Origin of the sequence: Paenibacillus sp. EPM92 (assembly GCF_016586185.1) — a bacterium.
Lineage (GTDB): Bacteria > Bacillota > Bacilli > Paenibacillales > NBRC-103111 > Paenibacillus_G > Paenibacillus_G validus.
In genome coordinates this window covers 1-5,782 of sequence record NZ_BCPS01000059.1, presented here as the reverse complement: position 1 = coordinate 5,782, position 5,782 = coordinate 1, and the positions used below count along the sequence as shown (strand labels likewise).

The window sequence follows — 5,782 nt, the reverse complement described above, 5'->3', positions numbered from 1 at the left end:
ATTTGGTCACATAATTCGTGTTACTTTGGAACTGGTTTTTGGCCTGTTTTCGCGCCATTCGAGATACTCGGTCATATCGAGATATTTCTTCCCGGCAGCCCATTTTTCATCCTGCTCCATGAGCAACGCGCCGATCAATCGAATGACAGACTCACGATTTGGGAAGATACGAATGACGCGCTCGCGACGACGAACTTCCTCGTTCAAGCGTTCCACGCCGTTCGTAGTACGCAGACGTTTACGGTACTTCTCAGGCAGGCTCAGGACAGCTGTGGCATCGTCAAAGCCTGCCTCTAATATCCTCATCGCTTTAGCTGTTTTTTCGCCAAATGCAGCGATAGTCTGGTTAAGAAGCATGCGCGCAGTATCCGGATCAGGAGCTTCCAGAATGGCTCTCACATGGGCGTGAATCTCTTCTTTCAAATCCTTTGGAGAAGCACCAAGGATATTGCGCATAAAGTGCGTCTGGCAACGTTGCCAGGTTACTCCTTGGAACTGTTGGCGAATGGAGCGAACAAGCCCGCCATGATCATCAGAGACGATGAAATCAACACCGCGGAGACCACGTTGTTTGAGCCAACTAAAAAATTCTGTCCAACTCTCCTCGGATTCTGTATCGCCCAGCATAAGGCCTAATACTTCACGTTGCCCGTCCGTATTTACGCCAATCCCTAACATGACTCCTCGAGAGCGGACACGCCCGTCTTCCCGTACTTTCAAATACAGGGCATCCACGAGTACAAAAGGAAACCGGCTGTCTGAAAGTGGACGATTGTTCCAAGCGGTCACAATCGGGTCCAGCCGCTTACAAAGTTCGGAAACGGTAGACTTTGAGAATTCTGTACCGCAAAGCTCTTCGGTGACCTGGGACACCTTTCGTGTAGAGACACCGTTTACGACCATCTCCATCATAGCTAAAATGAGTGCCTGTTCACTGCGCTGGTAACGCATGAAAAGCTCAGTCGTGAACTTCCCGCCACGAATGCGCGGAACACTTAAGGTAATGGTTCCAACTCGTGTATGTAATTGATGAGGATATGTCCCATTTCGATACCCTTGACGATCATCTGATCGCTCATACCGATCCGCTTCCACTTGTTCTGTCACCTGCACTTGCAAGATTTGGTTCAGTACAGATTCGAGCAGCTTAGCTACGCCGGAATCCTGTGAATTACCTAAAAAAAGTTGCTGTAAAAGTTGCGAATCTACGTTAATCTGGTATTGAGCCATTTCAATTCACCTCGTGTATTTAGAGTGATGCTTCGACAACACCATTCTAACTGAGGGATTTGATAATGGCTCCCTTTATTTTAAGGAATCTATCAATTTACACAATTATACGGACTCAACACTTCTTTCTCTAGAGGAACGATAGCAAAACAAGACGGACAGTAAATTCCTTCTGCGAATCCTCGGAGGTTTTCAATTACGGGAGTCCAGTCTGAGCATTTAATCCCGGTTGGCGAATATTCAAGTAATCGTTGCTCCCCAACTTGGCTGATTTTATTGGAAATTTGAATTGCCTTTAGCATATTGGTGCATTCCGAGCATTTCAGAAATGCCATTACCTAATCCCTCCATCGCTAATGTCTGTTGATCCTATTTAAACATAATGATTAGACAATAGGTTGTCATCGAATATACGTTCCTGTGGAATAAAATCCCTTTATTGATAATTCGACAATATAGGCATTAAGTCCTTGTTTATGTAAATTCGCACAAAAAAAGACGACCACTATGATCGTCTTTCATGATTTCTCATTTTTTTTCTTATCATCTGAATGTGTCTTGACTTCACTACATTAACTCGCTCATCAGGACCAAATATTCGTTCGGCCCTATCCACATAACTAAGGAAGTTCCTATTTTTTAAATCCTTGCTATCCTCATGCTCATGATATCCAAATTTTCGATAGAGGCGTATGCTTTTAATGATTACTTTTGTTTTTGGATCATCTTTGCTTCTCAGAATCTTCTTTATATTTCGATTCAACTTATTATAATACTTCGAAATGGTCTTATCCCTAATAGTTACAGCATTCCCATCGAAAGAAAAACCTAAGTAATCAATTTTCTTTTTTCGTGTCATACATAATAAAGCATCGCGGATTTCAAATGAGTCTATGTTGCCTATACTGCATTCAAAAAGTTGGGTTTTATCAGGCTCCAACACCAGTGACGGTGTTGCATGTATGATTGACATCAAGAAGGCAAGTTCTTGTTCCAATGGTAACGCCTTATCTTTTGGGAGGATAACAATAACATCATCGCTATACCTCATATACATTCCATCTTTGGAAGTAACATATGAATTTATCTTAGCATCGAACTCAAGCATGTATATATTTGACAACACAGCACTTATTGCCGATCCTTGAGGAATGCCGAACGACTTTTTATTTGAAGTAACCATGTCCTTCTTTAAGGCCTTAAATTTACTCCAAGGTATCGCCAAATCTTGTTTGTTTAGTCGCTTAATTCCAGAAAGATTTAACAAATGCCCATTTTCTTTCAAAAGGTCGGATAATTCCCATGTTGAATATTTAGTGATGTTTTTAAATACCGCATAATAATCGTTAGGAAGCTTGTCTTTTTGAAGCAGCTGACACATTCGCTTTTTTAAGTATTGATGGTCAAGGCTGTCGAAAAAGTTTTTAAAGTCCCCGATGACGACATAGCATTCTTTAAGTTCTTTTATTTTGTCAAAAGCCTGTTTAGCAAAATGAATATTATTCATGTGCAGATTGTTGCGATACGCAATCGAGCATTGATCAAGACCGTCAATAGATACTCTATTGTTATATTCTTCATTTAATTTATAGGCGTAGTACTGATAGATATACCGATCCATGTGTGCGGAATAACAAATTTCACGGTTTTTGGTACTCTTACCTTTGGATTTACTATACTTCGTAATTTTCAATGTATGGTGGATAAAAGGAAGAAAGCCATGAGTTTTTATTTTTAGTGGATCAGAGATATAATCCCATGCTTCATTTATGGTTATTTTTCTATCGAAATGGGCATAGCCTCGGAATTTCACCTTTTTCTTCCACTCATCCACAGTCATAAATTCCCCCATAAAGTGCAATACCTGCCAACACGGGGGGTAGCATCCCTAAGTTGGCAGGTATGATGTAATTGTATTGCAGCCACCCGTACATTACGCATGAACAACTATGCTATGATAGTTGAGGAGGCGTGTTCAATGTGGAGTGCTTGTTGGTTGATGTGTGAATTCGTGTCCACCAGTGAACTGTGTCAGTGTGTCTTGTGCGTGCTACTGCTCGCCAGACCCTTGACTTCAATCTCCAACCCTTACAGCAGGTCTGCAAGGCAAAATTATAGTATCATAGTTTCATAGATTTGGCAAACTAAAATTCGACAAAAAATTGTGACTCTCGCTCATTCGACCCCTAAAGCCTTAAACACAGCATCTTCCGCACTCTGGTAGAAGATAATATTGAAGAAAACAAACTATATCAACTGATGACCAACTTTAGTTTATTAAATACTATGTTTAAATTCAAGAAAATCATTGGTTAACTCATATTTTACACCTGATTTCAATGCTTCAAAATGCTTGCGCCCGAATGCGATCTTGGCGTTTTCGAATAAACGAAGTTGGTCACCATCCACGGTTCCTTTGGTTTCAATAACGAAATAGAGCTGCTCGCTTCCATTTTGATCGATCACTACTGCCCAGTCTGGATTATAATTGCCAATTGGAGTTTCGATCTTAAACGAAGATGGCAGCTTAGCGAATAGCTTTACATCGTCGTCCTCATTCATTTTCTCGGCAAACGCACGTTCAGTCTCCGAGTCATAGATCACATGAGTATATACCGACTTATCCACTTCAATTGCGTTCGATTGTAAGTAGCCCAGTAATTCTTGGGATTCAAAGATTTCTTGCTTATAGTATTCTTGCCCGGCTATCTTCTCATATTTGATTCCGCTCGTTACCATACGGCGCATATTTTTGCGAATGATCTCTGTTACAGCTTCCATAAACTTTTGTGGATTGCTCTTAAAATCCTCAAACCGATTCGCCTGAATTAGTATTTCGACGATGGTTTTCCGAGTTAGTTTCGTTTCGTCTTGAATAAATCTTAATAAGTCGGGGAGGGGAGTCTTTATCTGCAATCTTTCCATTACTTTTGAACTTGAAAGCTCTCCCTCGACGCTTGATTTTTTTACATAAATTTTGGCGTCAGTTCGCACTAGGCTTGATGCTTTAATTTCTGGCATAGCTCTAATCTCATCTACACAATGCTTTACTAATGCCTCTATGTCCATTTGAACAGAATAGGTTGTTTTATGCTTAATCTTTTCCCATAATAGCTCAAATTCAGGACTTAAATAAACTTGCTTGTTCAACTGAACCTGTATTTCATTACGACTATCTTTAATTTCCAGTTTGGAGACAGATTTACGGATTACATCTATAACTTGCTGCTCTAACGCTTTGAAAGCTTCTGGAAGCTCAAATGTTTCTTCACTGATTTGTTTTTTCAATTCGTCTGTTACTTTCCCATTCTTCTGTACTAGCTTATTTGAAAATAAATACTTCCATATTTCTTCTGATCGCTCATATCCCAGGTTCAATGACTCTCCTGATTCATTTATAATAACCATATTGGCAAAAGCATGTTTTTCAACAACGCCAAACTTGACCCCGGTTTCATCTTCAATTTCCTTTTGCAAATTCTCGGCAAATTCTTCAAAAGATTCATTAGCAATAACAGTCAATATATTAAGATTGCTATCGTAAATCCGATCCCCATCCTGATTTACTGCCAGTCTGAGTCCGCGGCCAATCTTTTGTCGTTTGGTAAATGTATCCGAAGCCTCAGTTAATGTGCAAACTTGAAAAACATTCGGATTATCCCAGCCTTCTTTGAGCGCTGAATGAGAAAAGATAAATCGGAGGGGGGTATCGAAACTTAACAATCTTTCTTTATCTTTCATGATTAAGTTATAAGTACTATTATCTGCCTCGGTGTTGCCGCGCGTATCCTTCAATTTACCTTTTCCATCAATTGAGAAATATCCGTTATGCACTTGTTCAGGGTCAAAGTTCATCATGTATTTCGTGTCATTGAACAAAGACTGATATTTAGGTAATTGTATGAGTTTGTTGTACTCCTCTTCAAACATGACAGCATATTTACCCCTTACAGGATTACCCTCATCATCATAACTGCGATAATGCTCAACTCGATCGATAAAAAATAAGCTCAATACTTTGATTCCAAGTGGGACGAGCTTTTTTTCTTTGTTCAAATGTTCTTCAATCGTCGCATGGATTTGGGCACGCTTCATATCATCTTCGTCGATATCCCCAATTACTTGTCCCAAAGATAGCAGTGTACCATTGGTAAACTCAATGGACTCATCACCTTCATAGCAATCGATATTAGAGACGATAAAACCATTATAAAGATCACGTTCGCCGGAGATAATGAACAAATCGTCGTCTTGTTTGACGGTTTTAGTCGTTCGAGTAACTGAGCCATTCCTCCGTTTAATATCCATTTCCAAGACGGCTTTAAACCCATTATTTCGGCTTACACTTACCAATTTTAAGTAAGGCTTGTTGAAGTTATCCATCGTTTTGATGGAAGTAACTTTAATCTGTTTGACTAATTTCTTCTGGTAGGCATCAACTGGATCGAGCCTGTACATAAGATTGTATTTTTCTTTGTGTGTAGCAGAGTATCTTAATACGCACAATGGATTTAAAGAAGCAATGGCTTCCTTGGCTTTGTCTGTAGTATCA

General features: G+C 39.8%; 2 protein-coding genes and 1 pseudogene. All 3 read right to left on the bottom strand.

The genetic code is table 11. The annotated features are described in order from the left end of the window. Positions 1–1,230 (bottom strand): annotated as a pseudogene (locus tag JMF85_RS11995) (IS256 family transposase); the annotation flags it as partial. 505 nt (positions 1,231–1,735) lie between these two features. After that, positions 1,736–3,064, bottom strand: a complete 1,329-nt coding sequence (locus tag JMF85_RS11990) for a reverse transcriptase/maturase family protein (RefSeq protein ID WP_201318264.1) — start codon at positions 3,062–3,064, stop codon at positions 1,736–1,738. A 443-nt stretch (positions 3,065–3,507) separates the two neighbouring features. Then, positions 3,508–5,782 (bottom strand): restriction endonuclease (locus JMF85_RS11985; RefSeq protein WP_201318263.1); only part of this gene is annotated, 2,275 nt, incomplete at its 5' end.